This window comes from Streptosporangium sp. NPDC005286 (genome assembly GCF_040607515.1).
Lineage (GTDB): Bacteria > Actinomycetota > Actinomycetes > Streptosporangiales > Streptosporangiaceae > Streptosporangium.
In genome coordinates, this window is sequence record NZ_JBEXGU010000017.1 from 20,724 (window position 1) to 45,028 (window position 24,305).

29 protein-coding genes, 1 tRNA gene and 1 pseudogene are annotated in these 24,305 nt (G+C 68.3%); 17 read left to right on the forward strand and 14 right to left on the reverse strand.

From position 1 onward, the window contains the following. Window positions 1-13: 13 nt before the first annotated feature. From ABZU75_RS09265 to ABZU75_RS09275, 3 genes are read left to right on the forward strand one after another with little or no spacing between them, the layout of a single operon-like run. On the forward strand, window positions 14-1,402 hold the full coding sequence (locus tag ABZU75_RS09265) for a replication initiator (protein WP_355551185.1): 1,389 nt from the start codon (window positions 14-16) through the stop codon (window positions 1,400-1,402). After that, window positions 1,389-1,583, forward strand: a complete 195-nt coding sequence (locus ABZU75_RS09270) for a helix-turn-helix domain-containing protein (protein ID WP_326645039.1) — start codon at window positions 1,389-1,391, stop codon at window positions 1,581-1,583. The genes ABZU75_RS09265 and ABZU75_RS09270 overlap by 14 nt, the downstream gene beginning before the upstream one ends. Further along, window positions 1,580-2,947 (forward strand): tyrosine-type recombinase/integrase, encoded by a 1,368-nt coding sequence (locus ABZU75_RS09275; protein ID WP_355551188.1) that lies wholly within the window; start codon window positions 1,580-1,582, stop codon window positions 2,945-2,947. Before ABZU75_RS09270 ends, ABZU75_RS09275 begins: the two co-directional genes overlap by 4 nt. 44 nt (window positions 2,948-2,991) lie before the next feature. On the opposite strand, the gene ABZU75_RS09280 is transcribed toward ABZU75_RS09275, so the two are convergent. From ABZU75_RS09280 to ABZU75_RS09295, 4 genes are all read right to left on the reverse strand, one after another. Further along, the gene (locus ABZU75_RS09280; protein WP_355551190.1) at window positions 2,992-3,468 is read right to left on the reverse strand and encodes an NUDIX domain-containing protein; all 477 of its coding nucleotides are present in this window, start codon (window positions 3,466-3,468) and stop codon (window positions 2,992-2,994) included. 79 nt (window positions 3,469-3,547) lie between these two features. Next, window positions 3,548-3,892 (reverse strand): hypothetical protein, encoded by a 345-nt coding sequence (locus tag ABZU75_RS09285; RefSeq protein WP_355551192.1) that lies wholly within the window; start codon window positions 3,890-3,892, stop codon window positions 3,548-3,550. A gap of 49 nt (window positions 3,893-3,941) precedes the next feature. Further along, the gene (locus ABZU75_RS09290; protein WP_355551194.1) at window positions 3,942-4,595 is read right to left on the reverse strand and encodes an HAD family hydrolase; all 654 of its coding nucleotides are present in this window, start codon (window positions 4,593-4,595) and stop codon (window positions 3,942-3,944) included. A gap of 238 nt (window positions 4,596-4,833) precedes the next feature. Then, window positions 4,834-4,906, reverse strand: a tRNA-Arg gene (locus ABZU75_RS09295). A gap of 1,388 nt (window positions 4,907-6,294) precedes the next feature. Between ABZU75_RS09295 and ABZU75_RS09300 the strand changes: the two genes are divergently transcribed. Further along, the gene (locus ABZU75_RS09300) at window positions 6,295-7,374 is read left to right on the forward strand and encodes a D-alanyl-D-alanine carboxypeptidase family protein (RefSeq protein ID WP_355551196.1); all 1,080 of its coding nucleotides are present in this window, start codon (window positions 6,295-6,297) and stop codon (window positions 7,372-7,374) included. A gap of 128 nt (window positions 7,375-7,502) precedes the next feature. Beyond that, on the forward strand, window positions 7,503-8,447 hold the full coding sequence (locus tag ABZU75_RS09305) for a polysaccharide deacetylase family protein (protein WP_355551198.1): 945 nt from the start codon (window positions 7,503-7,505) through the stop codon (window positions 8,445-8,447). A 107-nt stretch (window positions 8,448-8,554) separates the two neighbouring features. Here the strand turns inward: ABZU75_RS09305 and ABZU75_RS09310 are convergent, their stop codons facing one another. The 3 genes from ABZU75_RS09310 to ABZU75_RS09320 all read right to left on the reverse strand — a co-directional run bounded on the left by ABZU75_RS09310 (window position 8,555) and on the right by ABZU75_RS09320 (window position 9,563). Then, complete coding sequence (locus ABZU75_RS09310) at window positions 8,555-8,755, reverse strand: DUF397 domain-containing protein (protein ID WP_355551200.1); 201 nt, start codon at window positions 8,753-8,755, stop codon at window positions 8,555-8,557. A gap of 141 nt (window positions 8,756-8,896) precedes the next feature. After that, window positions 8,897-9,094 carry a DUF397 domain-containing protein gene (locus ABZU75_RS09315; RefSeq protein ID WP_355551202.1) on the reverse strand — a complete coding sequence of 66 codons (198 nt, stop codon included), beginning with the start codon at window positions 9,092-9,094 and terminating at the stop codon, window positions 8,897-8,899. Window positions 9,095-9,284: 190 nt separating this feature from the next. Further along, window positions 9,285-9,563, reverse strand: coding sequence for a winged helix-turn-helix domain-containing protein (locus ABZU75_RS09320; protein WP_350930272.1), 279 nt, complete (start codon window positions 9,561-9,563; stop codon window positions 9,285-9,287). Window positions 9,564-10,449: 886 nt separating this feature from the next. Between ABZU75_RS09320 and ABZU75_RS09325 the strand changes: the two genes are divergently transcribed. After that, on the forward strand, window positions 10,450-10,686 hold the full coding sequence (locus ABZU75_RS09325) for a hypothetical protein (RefSeq protein WP_355551205.1): 237 nt from the start codon (window positions 10,450-10,452) through the stop codon (window positions 10,684-10,686). Beyond that, window positions 10,683-11,003 (forward strand): hypothetical protein, encoded by a 321-nt coding sequence (locus ABZU75_RS09330; RefSeq protein ID WP_355551207.1) that lies wholly within the window; start codon window positions 10,683-10,685, stop codon window positions 11,001-11,003. Before ABZU75_RS09325 ends, ABZU75_RS09330 begins: the two co-directional genes overlap by 4 nt. A 156-nt stretch (window positions 11,004-11,159) precedes the next feature. On the opposite strand, the gene ABZU75_RS09335 is transcribed toward ABZU75_RS09330, so the two are convergent. Further along, window positions 11,160-11,570, reverse strand: coding sequence for a DUF4440 domain-containing protein (locus ABZU75_RS09335; RefSeq protein ID WP_355551209.1), 411 nt, complete (start codon window positions 11,568-11,570; stop codon window positions 11,160-11,162). A 62-nt stretch (window positions 11,571-11,632) separates the two neighbouring features. Here ABZU75_RS09335 and ABZU75_RS09340 point away from each other — a divergent pair, with 62 nt between their 5' ends. Then, the gene (locus ABZU75_RS09340) at window positions 11,633-12,037 is read left to right on the forward strand and encodes a helix-turn-helix domain-containing protein (protein ID WP_355551211.1); all 405 of its coding nucleotides are present in this window, start codon (window positions 11,633-11,635) and stop codon (window positions 12,035-12,037) included. A 92-nt stretch (window positions 12,038-12,129) separates the two neighbouring features. Here the strand turns inward: ABZU75_RS09340 and ABZU75_RS09345 are convergent, their stop codons facing one another. Next, entirely contained in the window at window positions 12,130-12,720 is a 591-nt protein-coding gene (locus ABZU75_RS09345; RefSeq protein WP_355551213.1) for a TetR family transcriptional regulator, read from the reverse strand. 92 nt (window positions 12,721-12,812) lie between these two features. On the opposite strand from ABZU75_RS09345, the gene ABZU75_RS09350 reads away from it, so the two are divergent. The 4 genes from ABZU75_RS09350 (at window position 12,813) to ABZU75_RS09365 (ending at window position 16,270) form a co-directional block, all read left to right on the forward strand. Next, a complete protein-coding gene (locus tag ABZU75_RS09350; protein ID WP_355551215.1) occupies window positions 12,813-14,240 on the forward strand; it encodes an MFS transporter in 1,428 nt (475 codons plus the stop codon). Window positions 14,241-14,278: 38 nt separating this feature from the next. Beyond that, window positions 14,279-15,229, forward strand: a complete 951-nt coding sequence (locus tag ABZU75_RS09355) for an SDR family NAD(P)-dependent oxidoreductase (RefSeq protein ID WP_355551217.1) — start codon at window positions 14,279-14,281, stop codon at window positions 15,227-15,229. 99 nt (window positions 15,230-15,328) lie between these two features. Further along, complete coding sequence (locus tag ABZU75_RS09360; protein ID WP_355551219.1) at window positions 15,329-15,781, forward strand: IS5 family transposase; 453 nt, start codon at window positions 15,329-15,331, stop codon at window positions 15,779-15,781. 21 nt (window positions 15,782-15,802) lie between these two features. Beyond that, window positions 15,803-16,270: an SAM-dependent methyltransferase gene (locus ABZU75_RS09365; RefSeq protein WP_350845742.1), complete on the forward strand. Its 468-nt coding sequence runs from the start codon at window positions 15,803-15,805 to the stop codon at window positions 16,268-16,270. Between the two features lie 154 nt (window positions 16,271-16,424). Here the strand turns inward: ABZU75_RS09365 and ABZU75_RS09370 are convergent, their stop codons facing one another. Together ABZU75_RS09370 and ABZU75_RS09375 are read right to left on the reverse strand one after the other, a co-directional pair. Next, window positions 16,425-17,033 carry an RcpC/CpaB family pilus assembly protein gene (locus tag ABZU75_RS09370; protein WP_355551222.1) on the reverse strand — a complete coding sequence of 203 codons (609 nt, stop codon included), beginning with the start codon at window positions 17,031-17,033 and terminating at the stop codon, window positions 16,425-16,427. Between the two features lie 311 nt (window positions 17,034-17,344). Continuing rightward, window positions 17,345-18,154: an S-methyl-5'-thioadenosine phosphorylase gene (locus tag ABZU75_RS09375; protein ID WP_355551224.1), complete on the reverse strand. Its 810-nt coding sequence runs from the start codon at window positions 18,152-18,154 to the stop codon at window positions 17,345-17,347. 218 nt (window positions 18,155-18,372) lie between these two features. On the opposite strand from ABZU75_RS09375, the gene ABZU75_RS09380 reads away from it, so the two are divergent. Continuing rightward, on the forward strand, window positions 18,373-18,504 hold the full coding sequence (locus ABZU75_RS09380; protein ID WP_355551293.1) for a hypothetical protein: 132 nt from the start codon (window positions 18,373-18,375) through the stop codon (window positions 18,502-18,504). A gap of 14 nt (window positions 18,505-18,518) precedes the next feature. Here ABZU75_RS09380 and ABZU75_RS09385 read toward each other — a convergent pair. The 3 genes and pseudogenes from ABZU75_RS09385 to ABZU75_RS09395 all read right to left on the reverse strand — a co-directional run. Further along, window positions 18,519-18,659 (reverse strand): annotated as a pseudogene (locus ABZU75_RS09385) (FmdB family zinc ribbon protein); the annotation flags it as partial. A gap of 118 nt (window positions 18,660-18,777) precedes the next feature. Beyond that, entirely contained in the window at window positions 18,778-20,283 is a 1,506-nt protein-coding gene (locus tag ABZU75_RS09390; protein WP_355551226.1) for a potassium/proton antiporter, read from the reverse strand. A gap of 311 nt (window positions 20,284-20,594) precedes the next feature. After that, window positions 20,595-21,176: a 5-formyltetrahydrofolate cyclo-ligase gene (locus tag ABZU75_RS09395; RefSeq protein WP_355551228.1), complete on the reverse strand. Its 582-nt coding sequence runs from the start codon at window positions 21,174-21,176 to the stop codon at window positions 20,595-20,597. A 25-nt stretch (window positions 21,177-21,201) separates the two neighbouring features. On the opposite strand from ABZU75_RS09395, the gene galU reads away from it, so the two are divergent. The 4 genes from galU to ABZU75_RS09415 are packed head-to-tail and all read left to right on the forward strand — an operon-like array spanning window position 21,202 to window position 24,237. After that, window positions 21,202-22,101 (forward strand): UTP--glucose-1-phosphate uridylyltransferase GalU, encoded by a 900-nt coding sequence (gene galU / locus ABZU75_RS09400; protein WP_355551230.1) that lies wholly within the window; start codon window positions 21,202-21,204, stop codon window positions 22,099-22,101. A gap of 5 nt (window positions 22,102-22,106) precedes the next feature. Further along, entirely contained in the window at window positions 22,107-23,294 is a 1,188-nt protein-coding gene (gene glp / locus ABZU75_RS09405) for a gephyrin-like molybdotransferase Glp (protein ID WP_355551290.1), read from the forward strand. Beyond that, entirely contained in the window at window positions 23,291-23,767 is a 477-nt protein-coding gene (moaC, locus tag ABZU75_RS09410; RefSeq protein ID WP_350930283.1) for a cyclic pyranopterin monophosphate synthase MoaC, read from the forward strand. The genes glp and moaC overlap by 4 nt, the downstream gene beginning before the upstream one ends. Next, complete coding sequence (locus tag ABZU75_RS09415; protein WP_350930284.1) at window positions 23,764-24,237, forward strand: MogA/MoaB family molybdenum cofactor biosynthesis protein; 474 nt, start codon at window positions 23,764-23,766, stop codon at window positions 24,235-24,237. The genes moaC and ABZU75_RS09415 overlap by 4 nt, the downstream gene beginning before the upstream one ends. The last annotated feature ends 68 nt before the right edge of the window (window positions 24,238-24,305 follow it).

Here is a 24,305-nt window from a genome sequence, read left to right on the forward strand (position 1 = left end):
GGACACCCCCATCATGCCAAGCACCCACGCGGTAGCCGGGATGATCGACCGGCTTCACGACCCCCAATACGCCCGGTGGGCCTCCCAGATCCGCCGGACCGGCGGCTGCCGCCAGCCCATCCACCTGCGCGGCCACGTCCACCACCTCGACCCCGCCACCGGGAACCGGCTGCACAGCTACAGCACCGGAGGCGAACCGGACGGCATCCTTCGCGTCCCGTGCAAGACCCGGCGCGCCTCGCGCTGTCCGGCCTGCGCCGAGACCTACCGGGCCGACACCTACCAACTCATCCGCGCGGGCCTGGTCGGCGGCAAGGGCGTCCCGGAGTCGGTCACCGCTCATCCCTGCCTGTTCGTCACCTTGACGGCTCCCTCCTTCGGGACCGTCCACACCCGGCGGGAGAAGAACGGGACCGTCCTGCCGTGTCACGCTCGACGCGATGCGGCCACCTGCCCGCACGGGCAGGTCATGTCCTGCACCGCTCGGCACGGGGCCGATGAGAGTCGCCTTGGTGAACCGCTCTGCCCGGACTGCTACGACTACGCGGGCTCGGTGCTGTTCAACGCGATGTCCCCGGAGTTGTGGCGGCGCTTCACCGAAGCCCTCCGCCGACGCCTCGCCAAGCTCGCCGGGCTGACCCAGCGGGAGCTACGGGAACAGGCCGTGATCTCCTTCGCCAAGGTCGCCGAGTACCAGCGGCGCGGGGTCGTCCACTTTCACGCGGTCATCCGCATCGACGGCCCCGAGGGGCCGACTACCCCTCCACCGGCCTGGGCGACGGCCGACCTGATGACCGACGCCGTACAACACGCTGCCTCCGCCATCGCGGTCACCGTCCCTGCGGTACCTGGTGAACCCGCGCGGGCCTTCCAGTGGGGCGCTCAACTCGACGTTCGCAAGATCACGATGACCGGTGACCTCACCGAACAGGCCGTAGCCGCCTACATCGCCAAGTACGCCACCAAAGCCGCCGAATGCGTCGGCACCCTCGACCGGCGCATCAACCCCCTCGACGACCTGACCGCCCTGCCGATCCGCGACCACGCCCGGCGGCTCATCGCCGAGTGCCTGCGCCTGGGCGCCCTCGACGAGCTGACCGAGTTCCGGCTCATCAAATGGGCGAACATGCTGGGCTTCCGGGGCCACTTCTCCACCAAGAGCCGCCGCTACTCCACCACCCTCGGCGACATCCGCCAGGAACGCACCGACTACATGCGCGGTGAGGCGATCAGCACCGGACGGCTTCCGCTCTTCGATGAGGACACCGTCCTAGTGATCGCCGAGTGGGAGTACGCCGGACAAGGTCTGTCGATCGGAGACGCTCTCCTCGCTGCTGCACTGACGGGGAGACCCTTGCCCCTGCCTCCGGTGCTCGGGGAGGTGCGCGATGCCTCGGCCTGATGACCGACTCCTTACCGTGCCCGAAGTGCTCACCGTGCTGAACGGAATCTCCCGCCGCACCTTCTACCGGTGGCGGGAACTCGGCAAGGCACCGGTCTGCATCCAGTACCCCAATGACGAGCTGCGTGTCCGGCGCAGTGACCTCGAAGCGTGGCTCGACTCGCTGCGGGAGGCGTCGTGACCGTCACCTACGAAGTGCGCATCTGGGAAGTCCGCCGGAACCAGTCCAGCAAGGCGCCGTCCTTTGAAGCGCGCTGGAAGGCGGGCACCAAGTCACGATCCAAGACGTTCAGGACCAAGGCGCTGGCCGAGAACTTCCTGTCCGACCTTCGTCAGGCGGCGAAGAAGGGGGAGGCGTTCGACGTCGCCACCGGATTGCCGCTCTCGATGCTGGCGGCCTCTGAGCCTTCGGGACCGTCTTTCATGCAGTTCGCGCAGTCGTACGTGGTCAGCCGGTGGCACAGGACGGCTCCTCGAACTCGGGAAACTGAGGCGTACGCGCTGCTGTCGCTGATCCCGGCGCTGGTGGCCGATGTTCCGGACCGACCGGAGGACGACGAGTTGCGGCAGGTGCTACGTAACCACGTGCTGCTTCCGGAAGACCGGCGGGAGACGCTGACCTGTGTGCAGACCTTGGCGCTGCGCTGGCTGGAGAAGGCATCCCTTCCGCTGGCGGATCTCCAGGAGGCGCGTGTTGTCCGGATCGCGCTCGACGTCATCTCGGTCACCTTCGACGGCAAGGAGGCGGCGGCCAACACGGTACGGCGTAAGCGGGCGATCTTTCACCACCTCCTGGAGCTGGCGGTGGAACAGAAGGTGTTCGCGACCAACCCACTGCATGAGATCAAGTGGAAGCCGCCCAAGGCCGTCAACGTCGTCGACCCCCGTACGGTGATCAATCCGGCTCAGGCGAAGCAACTCCTGGCGGCTGTGCCCAGGGTCGGCCGCACTCGGGGAGTTCGACTCAGAGCCCTGTTCGCTTGCATCTACTACGCGGGTCTGCGGCCGGAGGAGGCGGCAGACCTTCGTCTGAAGAACTGCACCCTGCCCGAAGCGGGATGGGGTCAGATCATCCTGGAGAGGGCGCGACCGCAGGCGAACAAGCGATGGACCAACTCGGGGGAGACCCACGAGTCGCGCAGCCTCAAGCACCGGGCGAAGAAGGAAACCAGGGAGATCCCCATCCCGCCTGTCCTGGTCGCCATACTCCGTGAGCACATCGACGCCTATGGCACCGAGGACGACGGCCGGCTCTTCCGGACGACCAAGGGAGGTTCCTACTCCAGCTCAGCATGCTCCTACGTCTGGCAGGAAGCGCGAGCGCTCGTCTTCACCGATGAGCAGGTGAGGTCACCGCTCGCCGCCCGACCGTACGACTTGCGACACGCTGCCCTGTCCCTCTGGCTCAACGCGGGCGTACCGGCTACTGAGGTAGCCAAACGAGCCGGACACAGCGTGGAGGTCCTCCACCGGGTGTACGCCAAATGCATGGAGGGCCAGCAGGAACGGATGAACGGGAAGATCGGCAACGCTCTCGGCGAATGATTCCCATAGATGCTCGCCTCCAGGCCTCGGCACAAGCCGGGGCCTCAACCTATGTGTGGCTTGCCCGGTCCTTCGAGGAAGTGGCCGATTCGCAGCCGCATTGAGCGGTCCATCGACAGTGAGCAAACCTCGTCCCGCGGCACCCAACGCACTTCCCGGGACTCGTCGCTCGGCGTCGGCTCCCCGTCGACGGCTCGGCCGGTGAGCATGATGGAGAACTCCTGCCGGGCCTCGCTGTTGCTGGTGTAGAGGATCACGTGTTTGGGGTCGGTGTACGTTCCGACAAGGCCAGTGATCTCGCACCCGATCCCCGTCTCCTCCAGCGTCTCGCGGATCGCTGCCTCGGGCAGGGACTCGCCCAGATCGATCGCACCGCCGGGCACGGCCCAGTTGCCATTGTCGCTACGGCGGATCATGAGGATCTCGCCCGTTTCGTTGGTGACCGCGACGTTCACCGATGGGACCAGGGTGTTGGGTTCGGGTGCGGCGGGGTCGTCGTAGAAGTCGATCCGGCGGCCCATGCTCAGGACTCTACCGGCGGCGTGCTGGCCCGGATGTTTCGAAGCGCCCAAGTAGGCCGAGGTTTCCTTTGCGTAGTAGTCATCCTTGGAAGTGCGGCGCGACCTCGACAAACCTGTATCCGTTCAGCGCTGCAAAAACGAGGTAGGCAATCCAAGCGGACTTGTGCTTCCGCAGGATCACAAGCACGACTGTGGCGAGGAACAGGCTGATCCCCGAGGAGAAGAAGACAAGGAAGACCCCGTCCGGATCGCTGAAATCCGGCATCTCCGGATTCCCGTCGTACCTGGTTGACCTGAAGCTGATGATCGTCGTGAACAGCGCGAGGATGGAGATCCCAGTGATCATCATCTCCGCGGCAGCCTTTTTGCGCCCGGGGCTGAACCCGTCAGGGCCAAGCGGGCTCTCTGGGACTTCACTGCTCATGGCGGAGCCTTTCTGCATCCCACCGAGTATCCAGTACCTGTCTGAAAAGTCATTCGCCAATGTCGCGCAAGATATCCATGGCGTGGATTACATCGGTGACCACGTGATCCGGGGAGTGCCCATGATGGGGCCAGATGCCGTGGTCGATCCAGACCGTGCGCAGGCCGGCTGCCTGTCCTCCGCCAATGTCCGCGACGGGGTGGTCGCCGACCATCCAGCCCCCGCCGATGAGACTCATACCGCATCGCTTGGCGGCGATCTCGAATAGGCCAACGTCGGGCTTACGGATGCCCTCGACGCCCGAGAGCGCGTAGCCGTCGACGGCATCGGCCAGGCCCGTCCGCTGGATCTTGCCGAGCTGGTTGTCCGCTGTCCCGTTGGTGACGATCCCGACCCGCCATCCGGACGCGCGTAGCTCTGTCAGTGCGGCTATGACCTCGGGACGACACTCGACAAGATGGGGCATACGACGGCGGTACGCGGCCCACAGGTTCGCTGCCGAAGTGGAGAGCTTGAACCGCTCGCGCACCTTGGCGAAGAACAGCTCACGATGAGGTAGGCCGTTACGGTCCAGCTTGATCAGGTGGTCGACGGCTTTCCGGCTGAGTCGATGCTCTTCGGCGAATTCCTGCGCCCACAACAGGAAGGCGGCGTCCAAGTCGATGAGCGTGTTGTCCAGGTCGAAGAGCGCCAGTCGCTGCACGATGATCGATCCTAGGTGATGCTGGCTCCGCCTCCTGGCTGCTGTCTGGTCCCGTGGGATCGCCCGTCTCTGGTCCGCCCCGACGAGGTGCGACCTGCGGAAACACACCAAGATCCATCCCACGCATATCCCACAGCCGCTGACATGCGGCTGCCTACGGTGGCACACGGCTGCACAGAGCCAGGGAACAAGAAGACGAACACGCCCAGGTCAAAGGCATGATCGCTGGTCAAGAGAGTGCCCCCGGCATGATTCGAACATGCGACACCCGCTTTAGGAGAGCGGTGCTCTATCCCCTGAGCTACGGAGGCAGGGGCTCCTAGTAAGAGTAGCGAAAGTGGCGAGTGGTTGCGCGCTTGGAGGGGGAGTTCGGGGTGGACTTCGGGTTATCGGTTCGCTGAGCTGGAGTAAAAGGGCGGCAAGTGGGCGGGTGTGCGAGGTTGGGCGGAGTTAGCGTCACGCTCCGTGATCGACAGGAGACGGAAGCGTATCCGTGGGCGCCGTGCGCTGCGGCCGGCGGTGCTGTGTGGCGCGATGCTGGCGCCCGCGCTTCTGGCCGGGGGGTTGCTGGTGGCCGAGCTCACGGGCTACGAGGCGGCCATCCGGATGGCCGACGCCGGTACGGGGCCCGAGGCGTCCGGGGAAGCGGGGGGCTGGGAGGGGCGCGGGGGGCGGCAGGGAACCCGGGAAGACGCCTGGAATGGTGCGATGTCCCGGGTGGGGGGCGGTGGTGATGAGGCGTCTCGGGTGGGAGCTGGGAGCGGTGCGGAGCCTTGGATGAGGGCTGGAGATGGCCTGGGGCTCCGGGCGGGGGAGGATGCGGGGCTGCTGAACGGGGGAGTGCCGCAGGAGGGTGCGGGGTTGCCGAACGGAGGTGTGCCGCAGGAAAACGCGGGGCTGCTGGATGGGGGAGTGTCGCAGGAAGATGCGGGGCTGCTGGATAGGGGAGTGCAGGAAGAGGGCGTGGGGTTGCTGAGCAAGGGAGTTGTGAGGGAGAAGGCTGGGCTGGGAGTGGCGAGGGAGGGCGTGGGGTTGCTGGACGAGGGGGCGGCGGGGGACGTGGTGGCGGTGGTGCCGGTCGCGGTTGGGGCGGTGCGGAGCGGGGTGTTCGGGCCGAGGTTGCTGCCTCCGCCCTTGCGGCCGGAGCGGGTGTACGGGGGGTGGATGCCGGTCGCCGCGAAATCGGACGCGGGCCGCTCGGTGAGTGGGGGCGGCAGGCTCGGTGGGACGGGCGAACTGGGTGGGTTGAACCAACTGGGCCAACCCGGCTACCTGAACCAACCGGGTCGATCAAGTCAATCGGGCCAACTCGGCCAACTGCACCAACTGGGGCGGTCAGGTCAAACGGGCCAGTCGGGTAAAACAGGCCAGCCGGGCAGCATGGACGAGGCGGATGTGGTCGTACCCGTGAGGGTCCCCAGAGGCCCCAGGGGGCCGCGGAGGGCCGCGTTGCGGCCGCCTGTGGAGCCTGAGCCTCGGGAGGAGCGGGAGCCCTGGGACGGCTGCCCGGTGGAGTGGCGGGGGACGTGGCTCTGGGAGGTCTGTAAGGAGCACGCGCGGCAAGAAGTCTGACTTGTCTGGTCGCAAAAAGGGGTGTTCGGCGCATAACGGCTGTGGAGGTCTGGCCCGGGTAGTTGGCCAGCTGTAGTAGCGTGCGTGCCTGACCCAGGTCACGAGTTCGCAAACGGAGGGGTCGAACGTGCCACCTCGTCGATCAGCGGGTCTGATCGCCGTCGTCGCGACGATGCTTTCCCTCCTGCCGGGGGCCGCTGTCGCGCAGCGGGCGCCGGCGGAGGTTCAGGCCGTTGTCGTCGCCGATCCGGTGAATCTCACAGAGCTGCGTCGCGAGGCGGAGAAGGCGACAAAGGACCTTGAGGCCGCGACCAAGGCGCTGGAGCAGCGGCGGACCCAGATCCGTGACTCGGAAAAGAAGCTCACCGCCAAGCTGAGGGAGCTGCAGGCGGCCGAGAGGGCTTTCGAGCAGGTACGGCAGCCGCTCTCGGACCTGGTCGGGCTCCTTTACCAGCAGCCCCTCGGCGGGGACGTGACCGGTTTCCTGTCCGGCGAGTCCAGCACGAACACCCTGCGGGCTATGGCCGGTGTCACCCAGCTTGTTGCCGAGCAGGACCTGATCCTCAAGGACAGCAGCCGCCTGCAGCTGGAGCGGGAGCGGCTGGCGGGCGAGGCGCAGGAGCTCCGGGCGACCAACCTCCTCGCGGAGGCCCAGATGGGCGCCGAGATCGAGACGCTCAGGGTGCGCTCGCAGAAGATCGTGCAGTCCCTGACCAAGGCGCTGGTGAAGCTGGGCGTCAAGATCAACAAGAATGGGCAGCCGGCGGCCGGGTGTGACCCGACCAGGGCGACCGCGATGGGCGACTTTCCCAACGGGCTCATCCCGCAGGCGTACCTCTGCCCGCTCCAGCAACCGGGCAACCAGCTGCGCGGTGACGCCGCGCTCGCGTTCATCAGCCTCAACGAGGCGTACAAGCGGCGGTTCGGCAAGCCCATGTGCGTGACCGACAGCTACCGGAGCCTGGCCGAACAGCAGTCGGTCTACTACCGCCGCCCCGGCTTCGCCGCGGTTCCCGGACGGAGCAACCACGGCCTGGGGCTCGCGGTCGACCTGTGCGGGGGCGTCGAGCGTTTCCGCTCGGCCGAGTTCAACTGGGTGGAGGCCAACGGCAAGCGGTTTGGCTGGATCCACCCCCAGTGGGCCTACGTCAGCCCCTTCGAACCCTGGCACTGGGAGTACGACCCCAAGCTCGGCTCCCTGTTGTAGGGGCTCCTGGCAGAACGGTCCGCGGCCTTAGAAGTCGATCTCCCAACCGAACTTGAGGGCGGCGGAGTGGCGTTCCGAGGCGGGTAATTCCCGTGCGCAACCTCTTGTCGGCGGTTCACACTTCGGGCATGGATGGATATGCCTTCGAGCCCGCCGCATCCTTGGTGCAGTCGAGCGAACTGCTGGGGTTCCCTTCTGACGCCCGGGTGCTCATCGTCAACTGTGATGACTTCGGGATGTACGACGCGATCAACGCCGCGGTGATCGACTCGATCGAGCAGGGGATCGCCAGTTCGTGCAGCCTGATGGTGCCGTGTCCATCGGCGCCGCACGCCATGCGTCTGCTTCGCCGACGGTCGGAGATTCCGTTCGGGATCCACCTCACGCTGGTCTGCGACACGGCCCACTACCGATGGGGGCCGTTGACCGCGAAGGAGAAGGTGCCCTCGCTGCTCGACGACGCGGGCGAACTGTTCATATCCACACCCGCGGGGCGTGCCGAGTTTCTCGCCCAGGCCCGTCTCGACGAGGTGGAGCTTGAGTTCCGCGCGCAGATCAACGCCGTGGCCGACGCCGGGCTCACACCAACGCATCTGGACTTCCACTGCCTGGCCGACGGCGGGCGCGACGACATCCTCGACCTGACCGTGGCGCTGGCCGCGGAGTACGGCCTGGCCGTGCGGGTCTGGCTCGAACCCGGACGTCAGAAGATGCGACAGCGGGGCCTGCCGGTCACCGACAACGAGTTCCTGGACAGCTTTTCCCTCAGCATCGAGGGCAAGCCGGCCCGATACGCCCATCTGCTACGCGAACTGCCGGCCGGGCTCAGCGAATGGGCGGTGCATCCCAGCGTCGGCCGCGAGGAGTCGCAGGCGATCGACAGCGGCTGGCGCGTACGCCGAACCGACTACGAGTTCCTGACCTCGCCGAAGGCTCACGAACTCCTCCAACAGGAGGGCATCACCGTGATCGACTACCGGACCATCCAACGGGCATGGTCCAGCGCCCCCGGTAGATCGGCAGTACGCCTTCCCGCTCAACGATGGTCGGCGCTGGACAGTCGGCCGTCGTAGGCACTCAAGCTTCTCCGGCCGCATTGAGTCGCAGGCGCCTACCCATAGCCTGTTGGCCGTGCTCGTCCTCATCCGGCACCGCCGGATGAGGAGATCCTGCGGTGGTCTCAGATTTCTCCCGTACGGATGCCTGCGAGGAAGTCGTTCCAGGTTGCCGGGGAGAAGGTGAGCACGGGGCCCGACGGGTCCTTGCTGTCGCGGACGGCGACGAGGCCCGGCAGGTTGGTGGCCACTTCCACGCACGCATCCCCGCTGTTGCTGTAGCTGGACTTACGGAACTCGGCGCCGGACAGGCCGGGAGGGAGCATGGTCACTCCTTACTGTTCACCACGGCGATGAGCGCTGTGGATCTTTCGGGGGACAGGTACGCGCTGCGGTGAGGCGCTTGAACGTCAGCACGAGCTTCTGCGTAATCGGCCGGTTCCAGCCGTGCGGTACTCGGCGTCAGGTCAGATTTCTCCACTGCGGATGCCTGAGAGGAAGCTGTGCCAGGTCGTTGGGGAGAAGATCAGTACGGGGCCTGACGGGTCCTTGCTGTCGCGGACGGCGACGACGCCCGGCAGGTTGGTGGCCACCTCGACGCAGCCGTTGCCGCCGTCGCTAAGGGTTGATTTGCGCCACGCGGGAGTGAGTGTCAGATCCGGCATCTTGGCATCCTCCGTGCTTCAGGTTGCGGTGACAACGCGCGGAGAAGGCAGAAATATATGAGGAACGCTTGCCGTAGTGCGCGGTGCAGGCGCATGATGGCCCAGAATCACTACTCTGAGTGAGATCATCATGACACTGGATCACTGCTCTGCCTTGCGGATCGAGTTGGTTGGGGCCGTTGGGGCTCCGTTATGGCTTCGTGGTCCGCGCGTCTCCGGGATTGTTCTGCCTGGCGTGCTCGGGTGGCAACACGAAGGTTCCAAGGCTGGGAACGAGCTTGACGAGGCCCAGATCGCGCAGGTAGCGGAGGACGTGACGAGCGGTGTTGTTCCCGACGGCATAGTCGCCCATGATCGCCACGATGCTTGGGACCTTGTGTCCGGGTGGCCATTCACCGCTGTGGATGCGCTGCTCGAACGTCTCTGCGACCTGCTCCCACTTAGGTCGGCCAGGCTCGAAATCGATCATGTTAGCGACCGTATTCGTTGTTGGCGTGCCTGGGCGATCCCAGACGTGCCTAGACATGCCTAGGCACGCATGGACACGCGTAGGCATGCCTTGCTCGTGAGATGTCCCCTTCTAAAAAACGGACCCGCCCGACGGTGCAAACGTCTGGACGGGCCCTTGACCAGGAAGCGAGTCCTGATCCGTGAGTAACCCTAGTGCTCCGGCCCTTGACCGGACCATGGCGAGCGGCTGTGGCTGTTTCGCCGACGCGCCGCCGATGCCGATGGGATGCGCCTCCTGTGGGCATGCCCCCTACGCGCACGGCTGCCTCGACCAACCTGCCCATCACGAATACATCCAGCCCTCCGGCGCTCTGATGGCCACCCGCCTGCAGGCCCGTCGTAGCGGAGATCTTTCCCTGCCCTGTTTCGAACCGCTCGTACTCGTCGCTCCGGCCGAGGCGATCCCACTGGTACCCGCTCAGAGGTCTACCGCGCAGGTCCCGGCTGAGGTGGCCATGCCGGTGGTCGCTCAGTGGTGTGCCCAGAGGGCTCCGACAGAGGCGACCCCATCGATACCCGTCCAGTGTCGTTCCGAGCAGGTCCTGGCTGCCGAGCCCGCTGTATCGGTGTCGCTACCCCGGCGGGTGCCCAGCTGTCGTCGCATGGAGCTCCCGGCCAGGTCTATCCGAACCAGACCGTCCCAGTTCGGCGGTGGGCATCACTCCACGCCCCGTCCCGGGCGAACGACCGCCTGCGCTCTGCGTCGCGTAGCGGTCACCTCGTCTTCGTACCGGCCACCCAGCCCGTACGGCGTACCCCTCCGTGTCCTGCCCTGCCCCATGAAGCGGGCCCGTCCTCCGCTACCAACGTCCGGACGGGCCCTTGATCGGATGGAGGTCCAATCAGTGGACGATGTTAGATCCAGCACCCCCGAACCGGCCATCCCCGGCTGGCGACTGATCCTCAGCGACGCCGGACGGCTGTGGGCCAGCCGGGAGGAGCCCTTCTCCCCGGCCGCCTTCCATGCCGGAGCCGAACGCACCGTCGACGCCGACACTCTCGACGCCCTACAGGCCGAGACCGACAGGCAGGAGACCATCGCCCGAGAGGCCCAGGAGCAGGCCGGGCAGGTGATCTCATGATCCGGCGACGGCTCGCCCGCCCGCGCGGGCGCCACCGCGACGGCCTGGCCGCCCCTCCCGTGCCGCACTACACCTGGGACCACGAAGCCCGCGCCGAAGCCGCCATGCTGGAGATCACCTGGCCCGGCTGGGCCGTCCTGTACGGCACCGGCAGCCGACTCTTCCACGCCATCGCCACCTGGTCCACCCCAGAACCGCTGCTCCTCTGCGACCGCACCGTCGAGGGGCTCAAGGCGCAGATGCGCGAGGCCGAGATGACCGCGCTCCTGCACCGTTGGGCGCTCACCTCCACCTCGGCCACTATCGGCCACTTCTGAGCAGGCACGGCGGCCCTCCCTTCCCCGGCCTAGGCCGCCGTGCCGCCAACGCACCGTGCGGGCGCTACAAGGCGCCCGTACGGTGCGTGACGCAGGCGGGCCCGCTGCGTCATCCAGCGGCATCGCCGCTGGTCGATGGACGGCACCTGGGACGGGCTACGGAGGGGGTGTTTGGCCGCCGATTCCTGGTTGCACGCCGAAAGGGTTGTCGATGGCGTACCGCCAGCGCCCGTCTTGCCCGCGTCGGGCGACATCGGTGGCGGTGCCCTCGATGTGGACAGGCCGGCCATCGCGGTCCGTGCCGTCGATGAGCCAGTCGACGATCAGCAAGGCGATGTCGCCCGTGGTGTATACGTGCCGCGGCCGAACGGTGATCGGCAGCCCGAGATCCAAGAATCGTTCATTGGCGGCGTGGACCTCCTGCCCGGTCAGCGGTGAGCCCGGTTCGGGAACGAACATCGCCCCGCTCTCATAAACTTCCGCCACCGCCTCCACGTCACCGGTGTTGAACCGCTCGGCGAACACCATGGGCACGTCCTCGGGACGTTCAGCAAGCTGTCGCATCATCGATGCATGTCCTTCCATGAGGTAGAAATCAGTCAGACGCGGCAACGCTAGGAGGCGCCCTCGTGGCTCACCAAACGGTTGGTCACCCGGTCCGGCAGGGCCTGCCCGACGACCCCCGCGCGCACGTCACCGAACCCACCCCCTCCTGTCCGGTGGAGATCACCCTCGCGGCGCTGCATGGCCGCTGGACAACCCTGGTGATCCGCGAATTCCTGCAAGGCGACCGCACCTTCACCGAACTCCGCCATGCCCTGCCCGCACTATCGGACAAGGTCCTGTCCGATCGGCTGGCGCACCTGACAGAAGCCGGTGTGCTCGATCGCCACCGCCGGCCCGGTTGGCCGCCTCGGGTGCACTACACACTCACCTCAGACGGGCACCGCCTCGGCCCCGTTCTCCAAGCACTATGGGACTGGGGCGCACAGCACCAGCCACCCCTGTCGTCGACCGAAGCCCGACAGCGCTGAGCCCATACCGTCGCCGAAAGCGCCACACACAAGATCTGTGGGACCCCCACTAGCTTCGGCGCGGCGAGCGAGCCGGTCAGGTGGGGGCTTGATCAGGCTTCTTTGGGCGACTCGCGCCAGCCGGATTCGAGAAGGTCGAAGATGGCGTTCAGTGCGGCCAGGGGGTCGGGTTCCGTGCCCGCGAGTTCGGGGATCTCCAGGACGTAGCGGGCGAGAGCGCGGACGGTCATGTCGGAGGGGGCGCGGTCGCTCTCGGCGGCGATGGCCTCAGCCAGGGCTCCCTCGCTGGCTATCCAGAGCTTGCGTGAGTATTCCCGCAGGGCGGGTGTGCTGACGATCAGGTCGCGCTTGCGCCGCAGTTCGGGCGGGAGATCGTTGGTGAAGGGTCCCCGGGCTGCCATGCACTGGTGCAGGGCTTCCAGCACTGACTGGCCGGGGGGCCGGTCGCGGACCGCGGTGGCCAGCCAGACGCGTCGTTCGGTGCCGTCGTCGAAGATCAGCGCTTCCTTGCCGTCTGGCACGTGCGCGAACAGGGTGGCGATGGAGACGTCCGCCTCGTCGGCGATCTGAGCGACGGTGACGCCGTCGTACCCGTGCTCGCAGAACAGCCGCAACGCGGCGTCCGACAACGCCCGGCGGGTCTGTGCCTTCTTGCGCTCGCGGCGCCCCATCGTCGTCGGCATATCCCCATCATATCGGAACCTGGAACGCATCCGAATCTATAATGGTTATAGTTTCTGAGTCAGTTCAGATTCGTTCCGAATGGAGATGCGTCATGGCAACCCCCACAACCGTCGGCCCGCCGACGACCGCGTCCACCCGCCGCATGTGGTCGATCTTGGGTTTGGTGCTACTCGCCGACGCCCTCGACATGATCGACGCCACGGTCACCAACATCGCCGCGCCCACGATCACCGCCGAACTGCATGGCGGCGAGGGCCTGATCAAATGGCTCGGGTCGGCCTACATGCTCGCGATGGGCGTCCTGCTCGTGGTCGGCGGGCGACTGGGCGACAAGTACGGCCAGCGCAGGCTGTTCCTCATCGGCATGAGCGGCTTCACGATCGCCTCGGCCGTGGCCGGGCTCTCACCCGACCCGGCTCTGCTGATCCTCGCCCGCGGCGCGCAGGGCGCGTTCGGAGCGCTCTTGATCCCGCAAGGTATGGCGATCATGACAAAGACGTTCTCGCGTGACATGCTCACCAAGGCGTTCGCGTTGTTCGGGCCCCTGCTGGGACTCGCCTCGGTCGGCGGCCCGATCCTGGCCGGGTTCGTCATCGACGCCGACATCGCCGGCCTGTCGTGGCGCCCGATCTTCCTGGTCAACCTGCTGCTCGGCGGCCTCGGCCTGGTCCTGGCCGTCCGGCTGCTGCCGCACGACGACGGCGACGCGTCCACCGGTGTGGACGGGGTGGGCTCAGGGTTGCTCGCCGCCACTATGTTCGGCCTGCTCCTGGGGCTGGTCGAGGGATCGAGCAACGGCTGGACCGCCATCCCGATTCTCTCGATCGCGGCCGGCCTGGCGTTCTTCGCCGCCTTCGCCCGCCGCCAGAGCACCGCCACCGACCCGCTGCTCAAGCCATCCCTGCTGCGCAACCGCGGCTTCAGCTCCGGACTGCTCGTCGGACTGATCGTCTTCGCCGCCACCACCGGGCTGGTCTACGTCCTCTCTCTGTTCATGCAGCAAGGGCTGCACGCCTCGGCGCGAGACACCTCCCTGGGACTGCTGCCGATGACCGTCGGCATCATCGTGGCCGCGGGAGCATGCATGGCGCTGATCAAGAAGCTGGGCCGCACCCTCATCTTCCTCGGCCTGGCCGTCATCCTGATCGGCTGCGGCTGGCTGCTCGTCCTGGTCACAGCCTCCGGCACTGGCCTGAGCCTGTGGGCCCTCGCACCAGCTGTCTTCCTCACCGGCCTGGGGATGGGCGCATGCTACGGCACGATCTTCGACGTCGCGATCGGCGATATCGATCCCGATGAGGCCGGCAGCGCCAGCGGCTCCCTGTCGGCGATCCAGCAACTGGCGGCCGGTATCGGCTCGGCCGCCGTCACCTCGGTCTTCTTCCAGTCGGCCGGCTCCGGTTCCGGCTTCGGCCACGCCATGACGACCAGCCTCATCGTCGTCATAGCCCTCACCGCCATCACCGTTCCGGCCGTGATGCTGATGCCCAGACGAGCGCCAGAAGAACTCCAGCACTAACGCAGACCCGACCAGCCATCAACGCAAGGAGCTGGACGATGTCCTCCCTCCACAGCCCAGCCCCCTGGGACGTACGGCGCCTGCCGCACGCCGAGGGCAAGAACTTCCTCGTCACCGGCGGCAACGCGGGCATCGGATACTTCGTCGCCGAACAACTTGCCGGCACCGGCGCCACCGTCATCCTCGCCAGCCGTGACCCCGCCAAGGCCGAAGCCGCGCAGGTCTCGATCCGCGCCCGCGTCCCCGGCGCGCACGTCCGTCACATCCGCCTGGATCTGGCCGACCTCTCCTCGCTCAAAGCCTCCGCGGACGCCCTGAGACTGGACAGACTGGACGCGGTCGTCTGCAACGCCGGAGTGCTGCTCGACCAGCCGCCGCGGCGCGAGACCATGGACGGCAACGAGCTGATGTTCGCCACCAACCATCTGGGGCACTTCGCGCTGATCTGGTGGCTCGCCCCCCTGCTGACGGCCACACCCGCGAGCCGCGTCGTCACCACCGGCAGCTTCACGGCAAAGTCCGAGAGCCTGGACCTTGACGATCTCCAGAGCACGCGCGACTACCGGCCAAAGCGCACCTATGCACGATCCAAACTCGCGCAGATGCTCTTCGGCTTCGAACTCGACCGCCGCCTGCGCGCCGCCGGCAGCACGACGCTGAGCGTGATCACCCACCCCGGCGGCGCACTCGACTCCCTCACCCCTTCACGCCCGCCTGTCCACGTCCGAACCAGCGGCGAACGACTGCGCGGCCTGCCCGCCGGCCTCCTCTTGCAGAGCAAGGAGGCCGCCGCCTGGCCCGCCGTCCGGGCCGTCCTCGACCCGTCGGTGTGCGGTGGCCAGCTTTGGGGGCCTCGGGTATTCGGGATCCGCGGCCTGCCCACCCTCGAACCCATCCAAGGTCACCTGGCCGACACTGTACTCGCGGCGCGCCTGTGGACCGCCACCGCCAGCCTGACCGGCCTCGATCCAAGCCCGAACCTCAGGTAAGCCGACGTCAATCTCGATCGTCCATGAGGCCACAGTGCCATAGCTAGGGCGCGTCTCTTTGGTGGATTGATCAGTTGACCGGATGTGTCTGTCCGGTTAGTGATCACTGATGCGATGTGGGCTCGGATCGAGCCGTTGAAGCCGCCTGACCCGGTCCGCGGGCGGCGGTGGGCCGACCACCGCCGCACCCTGGAGGCCATTGCGTGGAAGTACCGCACCTGTTCGCCCTGGCGGGACCTTCCCGACGAGCTCGGTTCTTTCCAGACCGCTCACAAGCGGCTGATCAGGTGGGCCGTGGACGGTACCTGGACGAAGATCCTTACGGCTGTGCCGGCGGCGGCCGACACTGATGACGGCCTGGACTGGACCGTGCCGGTGGACTCCACGGTCGTGCGGGCGCACCAGCACGCCGCCGGAGCACGCAAAAAAAGGGCCGCAGGCCGCGACGAGCCGGACCATCACGCACTCGGACGCTCCCGCGGCGGGCTGAGCACCAAGGCCCACCAGGCCGCACTCCACCTCGCCGCCATCCTCATCTGGGCACGACGCTGACCAAAGCGATAGAACCTTGCCATGCCAAGCTTCGAGGTCACACCGATAGGTACAGTCCGGAACAACCGAACGGACGTCCAGCACACGGACAACTGGGGTGCCGTCCGCAGCACGATCACCATCGACGAGCGCTTCGGCGAGGCGTGCCTCCAGGGTCTGGAGGGCTTCTCCCACGTGGAGATCCTCTTCATCTTCGACCAGTTCCCGGAACACGACGACTACCGCGAACCCCGCCCCTACCGCGGCCGCTCCGACCTCCCGCCTGTTGGTGTCTTCGCCGGCCGCGGCCCCCGCAGACCGAACCGCATCGGGGTAACGTGCTGCGCCATCGAATCCGTCCACGGCCGCGAACTGACGGTGGTGGGCCTCGACGCGGTCTCCGGCACCCCGGTCATTGACCTGAAGCCGACGATGGCGGAGTTCCGCGCGGTGAACATCAAGCAGCCGGAATGGGTCAGCCGCCTGATGTCGGAGTACTTCCAGCCGTAAACGGCCCCCCGCCAACCCGCCCGCCCTCACCGCCTCACCCTGTGACAGGTCACGAATGCGGCTGGAGTACTGATCGGACAGGCATGTCCGATCAACTGACCACCCGGCCTAAGAGACACGCCCTAGCCCTGGCGCTGGGAGCACGCTCTGGGAATCACCTCGCGCGGGCGCCGATCGTGATGGAGAGCCGTCCGCCCGCCTGGGCGGAGGCCAGTTCGGTCGCCTGGGCCGAGGTGGTGGCCAGCACGACGAGGGCGCCTCGCTCCGACTTCTCGTCCGGGGTGGCCAGGACCGTGACGTCCTCGGCCACGGTCGTCGCGGGGGCGGTGCCGTCCCACGTCGAGGTGGCGGCGGCGAGCACGTCCACCACGTCACCCGGCGAGAGCAGGCGCGCGGTCTCGGGGTCGGCGACGCGGACCGGGGTGGCGACCGCTCCGGGGCCGTGGGCGGCCAGCAGGCCGGGGCCGAGCAGGCGGACGTCGGTCAGCGGCTCCCCGCGCCGTGCGGGACCGGCCAGGATCTTTCCGGCGAACGGTGTGCCGGGTCTCAGGGCGCCGTCGGGGACGGTGTCGGGCCTCAGGGCCGCGGGTGTCAGGTCGGTCCCCTTCAGCACGCCGCCGGGGAGATCCCTGGCGGCGGTCAGGACGATCACCGAGGCGGTGTCCGGGCGCAGGGCCAGTAGGGCGCATCCCATCGCCAGGGCGGCGACGAGGGCGGCGAGCAGGCGGTGACGGCGGCCGAGGAGGCGGCGCAGGGCGCGCATGGCTGACTCCATGGATGGGAGCCGGGCGGCGCGGTGCCCGTGACGGAACGTCCCGCCGGATGGCGGGACGGGGACGACTCCCGCTGGATGGCGGGTTGACGATCCCCATGAAATGGGTGATCGCCGAGGTGATGTTTCCGAGGAACGACTCTTCCCGGGGTACGGGTTCGGTCTGGGAGGTCGAGGCTCTCCGGAACCCCGGAGAACGGTGATCATTGGGAGGCGGAGGCTCAACGGCGAGGCGAAGGGGGAGCGGTGTTGTGGACCGGGTGGTCTCCCTTGAGGAAGGACCTTCCCGGCCAGGCATGGGCTCAGTCGGGGAGGTCGAAGGGGAGCTTCAGGCCGTCCAGGGCGGTGGGGCAGGGGCAGGTGCGGTCTTCGGGGAGGGCGGTGACGACGTCGGTGATCAGGGAGCGCATCCGGGTGACGTTGGTGGCGAAGAAGGCGAGGACCTCCTCGTGGGTGACCCCCTCACCCGCCTCGACCCCGGCGTCGTGGTCGGTGACGAGGGAGATCGAGGTGTAGCAGAGGGCCAGCTCGCGGGCGAGGATGGCCTCGGGGAAGCCGGTCATGCCGACGATCGACCAGCCGTTGCCGCTGAACCAGCGGGACTCCGCGCGGGTCGAGAAGCGCGGGCCCTGGATGACCACGAGGGTGCCGCCGTCGGACACCTCCCAGTCGGAGGAACGCGCGCTGGAGACCGCCGCCTCGCGGCCCGAGGGGCAGTAGGGGTCGGCGAAGGCGACATGGACGACGCCGCCCTCGTCGTAGTAGGTCTGCACGCGGCCGGCGGTGCGGTCGACGAGCTGGTCGGGGACGACCAGGGCGCCGGGGCCGATCTCGGGGCGCAGCGAGCCGACCGCGCTGGGGGCGAGGACCTGGCGCACGCCGAGGGAGCGCAGTGCCCACAGGTTCGCCCGGTAGGGGATGAGGTGTGGCGGGAAGCGATGGTCGCGGCCGTGGCGGGGCACGAAGGCGACCGAGCGCGATCCGATGCGGCCGACGGTGACGACGTCGCTCGGTGGCCCGTACGGTGTGGTGATCTCGACCTCTGTGGCGTCGTCGAGCAACGAGTAGAAGCCCGAGCCGCCGATGACTCCGATATCCGCGCGAGTGCCCATGGCGCCGAGATTAGCGCCACGGCAGGGTACTTGAGGAGCCCGGGGGACTGCCTGTGGATAACCTCCTGCGGGAGTCCACACGGCGGCCTGTGGATACCGGGCGCCGAGATGAGCGCTCTGGCCTGGGCCCCCGATGGCAGCCCTGGCGCCCCTGGGCCTCTCGGCGGCCGGGAGCCTAGGACGCCGCGGGGGCCGGGCTGCTCGCCACCTTCGCCGGCTTGGCGTCGGACTTCGAGTCCGACGAGGTGGAGGAGCTCGACGAGTCGGATGACTTCGACGAGCCGGACGAGTCCGAGGAACTCGACGAGCTCACCGTGCTGGACGAGGACGACCGGCTGTCGGTCCGGTAGAAGCCCGAACCCTTGAAGACGATGCCGACCGCGGAGAACACCTTGCGCAGGTCGCCCGCGCAGCTCGGGCACTCGGTGAGAGCGTCGTCGGAGAACTTCTGGACGATTTCGAACTGGTGGTTACAGGCACTGCAGGCGTACTGGTAGGTGGGCACGCGCTCCTCCTCATGTGGTCCGCGCCGATTGGCACTCTAGTGGCGCGACTGCTAATGGTACGCAGCCGACAAGCTTAAACGCGAGTTGGCGTCTTCGCATTCCAAAGGGAGATCTCGATCAGACGCCACGCTCGCCGTACCAGCCCGCGAGCTTGCCCTTGCGGCTGATCGCCCGCATCCGGCGCTCGACGGTGTCCCGGCAGGCGGCCGTCGTCACGACCAGGAGCTGGTCCTCGACCTTGATCCTGGTGGAGTCGGTGGGGACGAACGTCCGGCCCTCCCTGACGATCAGCGTCACCTGGGCGTCGCGGGGCAGTCGCAGCTCGAAGATCTCCACGCCCTGCAGCTTGGACGTCGGCGGCACCTTGACCTGGAGCAGGTCGGCGTTGAGTTCCTCCAGCGGTGCCGACTCGACCTCCAGGTCGCGGGCCTCGTCGGGGGTGGACAGCCCGAGGAGCTTCGCCACGAACGGCAGGGTCGGCCCCTGCAGCAGCGTGTAGACGACGACGATCACGAAGACCTCGTTGAACACGAGCTTGGCCGTGCCGTTCTCGATGGAGGTGGCGGCCCAGGGGATGGTCGCGAGCACGATGGGCACCGCGCCGCGCAACCCGGCCCACGACAGGAACGCCTGTTCTCGCCAGTTGAGCCTGGCGATGCCCGTCAGACGGGTCAGGAAGGCGGAAACCATGATCGACAGAGGGCGGGCCACCGCGACCAGGATCAGCCCGGCGACCAGGCCGGGTACGACCGCGGTCGGCATCTCCGAAGGGCTGACCAGTATCCCGAGCATGACGAACAGGCCGATCTGGGCCAGCCAGGCCACGCCCTCGGCGAAACCTCGCGAGGACGCGCGGTGCGGCATCCGGGAGTTGCCCATGACCAGCGTCGCGAGATAGATCGCCAGGAAGCCGCTGCCGTGCAGCAACACGGCTCCCGCGTAGGCGACGAACGCGAGGGCCAGCACCGCGATGGGATACAGGCCGGAGACGGGGAGCGCGATGCGGCGCAGCGCGTAGATGCCGAGCGGGGCGACCGCCAGGCCGATGGCCGCGCCCACCACCAGCTCGAAGAGCACCTCGAACAGCGCGACCCCGAGGCTGGGCGAGGTGGCGGTGCTCAGCAGCATCACCGCGATCACCGTGGGCGCGTCGTTGAAACCCGACTCGGCCTCCAGGATGCCCGCGAGGCGCGGCGGCAGGGGCAGGCGGCGTAGCACGGAGAAGACGGCGGCGGCGTCGGTGGAGGCGAGGATCGCGCCGAGCAGCAGCGCGGTCCGCCAGTCCAGGTCGAGGATCAGGTGCACCGAGATCGCGACGGCCGCGATGCTCACCCCCACGCCGACGGTGGCGAGCACCAGGGCGGTGGGAATGGCTCCCTTGACGTGGCTCCAGGTGGTGGTCAGGCCACCCTCGGCCAGGATGATCGCCAGCGCGATCAGGCCTATCTGCTGGGCGAGCTCCGGGTTCTCGAACTGCAGCCCGAGCCCGGACTCACCGAGGAGCACTCCGAAGCCCAGGAAGATCAGAAGGCTGGGCAGTCCGCTCCAGTGGGCGACACGTACGGCGACGACGGCCGCGATGACGACTCCGGCACCGAGAAGCAGCCAGACGTCCAGCCCCATCTGGTCCCCTCTCTGTCTGTGGGGACCATTGTGTCGCATTCGAAAAGGGCGTCACACACGCCCCACGCGCACAGCGGGTCACAGCCCGGGGGCACACCGGCCCGGGACAGGCGGTGATTGTGTGTTCACGATGCCGACTCCGGTGACTCACCGTGGTCGGGCACATGTTCCCGGCGCCGGTTGTGGAGATCTCCGGGCCGGTCGTGTGCCCGGGGCGTTGGTGTCGGGAGGTTTCCTGGGGCGGCCAGGTGCTCGCGTGCCGACTGTGGAGATCTCCGGGTCGGTCTCGTGCTTTTGGGTGATCGGCCGGCTCAGGTGCCCGTGGCGCCCGTCCTGAAGATCCCCTCGGGCGTCGCCGCGTAGCGGACCGCCACGTCGTGCGGCTCGGCGGGCACGTCGTCGAGCAACTCGCCCTCGTGCAGCAGCGCCACGGTCGGCACGTTCGGGCCGACCCTGGCCAGTGCCCGGTCGTAGGAGCCGCCGCCCCGCCCGAGCCGTACCCCAGTGGACCTGTCCACCGCCAGCGCGGGCACGATCACCAGTGCCGCGGTCCTGATCGCGTCGACGCCGCGGCGGGTGTCGACCGGTTCCATGATCCCGAAGCGGCCGGGGGCCAGGGTGTCCGGGCCGTCGTACACGGCCCAGTCGAGATCGGCGTCGTCGCGGAGCACGGGCAGGATCACGGTCGCGCCGTGCTTCCACAGGGCGAAGACCAGCCCGTGGGTCGCGGGCTCCGTCCCGATCGACCAGTAGCACGCGACGAGTCCGGCCATCTGGACCCAGGGCCGGTCCAACAGGGATTCCCTGATCTGGACGGAGGCCGCATGGCGCTGCTCATCGGGGATCGCGGCCCGCGCCGCCTCGATAGTGGCACGCAGCCTCAGCTTGTCCACGGGTCCCTCCACTATGGTTTCGGTTATGGCCGACTTCGATGCTGTGACGAAAGCCGTTGTCCCCGCGGCGGGTCTGGGCACCCGTTTTCTTCCGGCGACCAAGGCGACCCCCAAGGAGATGTTGCCGATCGTCGACAAGCCCGCGATCCAGTATGTCGTCGAGGAGGCGGTCTCCGCCGGACTGCTCGACGTCCTCATGGTCACCGGGAAGAACAAGCGTTCCATCGAGGACCACTTCGACCGGGCGATCGAGCTTGAGGAGGCCCTGGAGGCCAAGGGCGACGACGAGCGCCTCTCCCAGGTACGCGAGCCCGCGGACCTGGCCACCATCCACTACGTACGGCAGGGCAGGCCGCGCGGCCTCGGCCACGCGGTCCTCTGCGCCAAGCAGCACGTGGGCGACAACCCCTTCGCGTGCCTGCTCGGTGACGACCTCATCGACTACCGCGACGAGCTCCTCAAGCGCATGATCGAGGTACGCGGCGTGCACGGCGGCAGCGTCATCGCGCTGATGGAGGTCCCCAGGGAGCAGGTCTCCCTGTACGGCTGCGCCGCCATCGTGCCCACCGACGAGGACGACGTGGTCAGGGTGACCGACCTGGTGGAGAAGCCCCCTGCGGACGAGGCCCCGTCCAACTGGGCGGTCATCGGCCGGTACGTGATCGACCCGGCCGTCTTCGAGGTCCTGGAGAACACCCCGCCGGGACGCGGCAACGAGATCCAGCTCACCGACGCCCTGCGTACCCTCGCCGGGCGCGGCAACGACCAGGGCGGCCCGGTGCACGGAGTGCTGTTCCGAGGCCGCCGCTACGACACCGGTAACAAGCTCGACTACCTCCGTACGGTGGTGCAGTTCGCCGCCGACCGCCCCGACCTGGCACCGGAGTTCCTGCCCTGGCTCAAGGAGTTCCTGGCCGCGCGATGAGCTCCATGAGATCGGTCGACGACCACCTTTCCGACATCCTGCGTACGGTCCGGGTCCTCGCTCCGCTGGAGGTGGAGCTGGAGCAGGCGCTGGGCACCACGCTGGCCGAGGAGGTCACGGCCCCGGTTCCGCTGCCGCCCTTCGACAACTCCGCGATGGACGGCTACGCCGTGCGGGCCGAGGACGTCGCCGGCGCCCCGGTGACGCTCCCGGTGATCGACGACATCGCGGCCGGCGACGGCCGGATGCAGGCCATCGGCCCCGGCATGGTCATGCGGATCATGACGGGGGCACCGCTGCCCGCCGGGGCCGACGCGGTGATCCCGGTCGAGTGGACCGACGGCGGTACCGCGCAGGTGGTGATCAACCGCTCCGCGCCGCCGGGGAACGCCATTCGCAGGTCGGGAGAGGACGTGCGTGCCGGTGACGTCGTGCTGCCCGCGGGCACCCCGATCGGGCCCGCGCAGCTCGGAGTGCTGGCCGGGGTGGGCCGCCGCCGGGTGCTGGTGCGGCCCCGTCCGAGGGTGGTGGTGATATCCACCGGGGCCGAGCTGGTCGAGCCCGGCCTGCCCCTGGGCGACGGCCAGATCTGGGAGTCCAACAGCTTCGCCCTGATCGCCGCGGTCCGCGAGGCGGGTGGCGAGGGCTACCGGGCGGGGATCGTCGTCGACGACGCCGCGCGGTTTCTCGACCAGCTCGACGCGCAGCTCCTGCGGGCCGACCTGGTGATCACCAGCGGCGGTGTCTCGATGGGGGCGTACGAGCCGGTCAAGGAGGCCCTCGGGCCGCTCGGCACGGTCCGCTTCGAGCGGGTCGCCATGCAGCCGGGCATGCCCCAGGGCTTCGGCGTGGTCGGCGAGGACCACATCCCGATCTTCGCGTTGCCGGGCAACCCGGTGTCGTCGTTCGTGTCGTTCATGGTGTTCGTCCGGCCCGCGCTGCGGAAGATGGGCGGTCTGGCCGCCGAGCCCACGGCGACCGTGCGGGCGGTCACCACCGGGCCGCTCCGCTCGCCCCAGGGCAAGCGCTCCTACCTGCGCGGCGTGCTCGGCCCCGACGGCACCGTCGACCCGGTACGCAGGCAGGGCTCCCACCAGCTCGCCGCCCTGGCCTCGGCCAACGCCCTGATCGTGGTCCCCGAGGACGTCGTCGAGCTTCCCGAGGGCGCGAGTGTGGAGGTCATCCCACTGTGACTGGATTCACGCACATCGACGAGACCGGCGCGGCTCGCATGGTGGACGTCTCGGCCAAGGAGGTCTCCGTCCGTACGGCGACCGCCACCGGCAGGGTGCTGCTCTCGGCCGAGGCCGTGGCGCTGCTGCGGTCGGGGGAGGTCCCCAAGGGCGACGCGATCGGCACCGCGCGGATCGCCGGGATCATGGGTGCCAAGCGGACCCCCGACCTGATCCCGCTCTGCCACCCCATCGCGCTGCACGGGGTCAAGGTCGAGCTGGCCGTGGTCGACGACGGCGTGGAGATCACGGTACGGGTCAAGACCGCCGACCGTACCGGGGTCGAGATGGAGGCGCTGACCGCGGTCTCGGTCGCCGCGCTCGCTCTGATCGACATGGTCAAGGCGGTCGACCCGGCCGCCGTGATCACCGATGTCCGGGTCGAGGAGAAGACCGGCGGCAAGACGGGCGTCTGGACCAGGGGAACCTCATGAGAGCCCTGGTGATCACCGCGTCCAACCGGGCAGCCGCCGGGACGTACCAGGACACGTCCGGGAAGCTGCTGGCCGGGCTGCTCGCCGAGGCCGGATGCGAGGTGGACGGGCCGAGGGTGGTTCCCGACGGCGAGCCGGTCGAGGCGGCGCTGCGCTCCGGGGTGGCCGAGGGGTACGACGTGATCGTCACCACCGGCGGCACCGGGCTGACCCCGGCCGACCTCACCCCGGAGATGACCCGGCGGGTGATCGACAGGGAGGTCCCCGGCATCGCCGAGGCGATCCGCCAGGTCAACCGGGAGAAGGTACCCACCTCGATCCTGTCGCGCGGGCTCGCCGGGCAGGCAGGTGGCACGCTGATCGTCAACCTGCCCGGTTCCTCCGGAGGGGTGCGCGACGGCATGGCAGTGCTGGCGCCGGTGCTCCGGCATGCCGTGGACCAGATCCGCGGGGGAGACCACCCTCGCTGACTCGTACTTTCACGCGGGCCCGTCGCGGCCGCTGCCCCGGCTCCCATGGCACGGTGGGCGGTGTTGGG